We start from the raw sequence: 516 nt of genomic DNA on the forward strand, positions 1-516 counted from the left end.
TCTAAAATTTCAATGTCATGAAGAAAATGGAAAATTCTTTCGTAGTTTCTGGTTTTGTAGGTAAGGATGCAAGCATCCATCAGTTCTCAACCGCAAGCGTTGCACGTTTCCCTTTGGCAATCAGCCGTACTGAGAAATCAGGCGAGGAAACAACCCACACTTCCGCTTTCATAAACGTCGAGGCATGGCGCAAGAATGAGAATACAACATCCTTTGACCGCCTTGTCAAAGGAGCACTTCTCACGGTTGAAGGCTATTTCAAGCCGGAGGAATGGCAGGATGCCGACGGTGTCAAGCACAACAGAGTGGCATTTGTAGCCACCAGGTTCTATGAAGCTGTTGAAAAGGAGGAAACTCCTGCAGCTCAGGAGAAAAACTCCAGGAAGGGCAAGTAAAGCCTTTCCTCTCTCCAATAGAGCGGCCTTCGGGTCGCTTTTTTTATGCTTATACTTCTCTTTGTTGAGATTCGTTCCTCATACACCGACTTCGGGGAACTGGCATAAATTCCGTTGCGAA

The 516-nt window shown here is 46.5% G+C and carries 1 protein-coding gene; it reads left to right on the plus strand.

Annotated features, from left to right (window positions below; genetic code table 11):
- The first annotated feature begins 17 nt into the window (after positions 1-17).
- Positions 18-395 carry a single-stranded DNA-binding protein gene (locus tag H6A27_RS14595; RefSeq protein ID WP_204509208.1) on the plus strand — a complete coding sequence of 126 codons (378 nt, stop codon included), beginning with the start codon at positions 18-20 and terminating at the stop codon, positions 393-395.
- The last annotated feature ends 121 nt before the right edge of the window (positions 396-516 follow it).

The sequence above is a fragment of the Bacteroides caecigallinarum genome, from assembly GCF_016902295.1.
Lineage (GTDB): Bacteria > Bacteroidota > Bacteroidia > Bacteroidales > Bacteroidaceae > Phocaeicola > Phocaeicola caecigallinarum_A.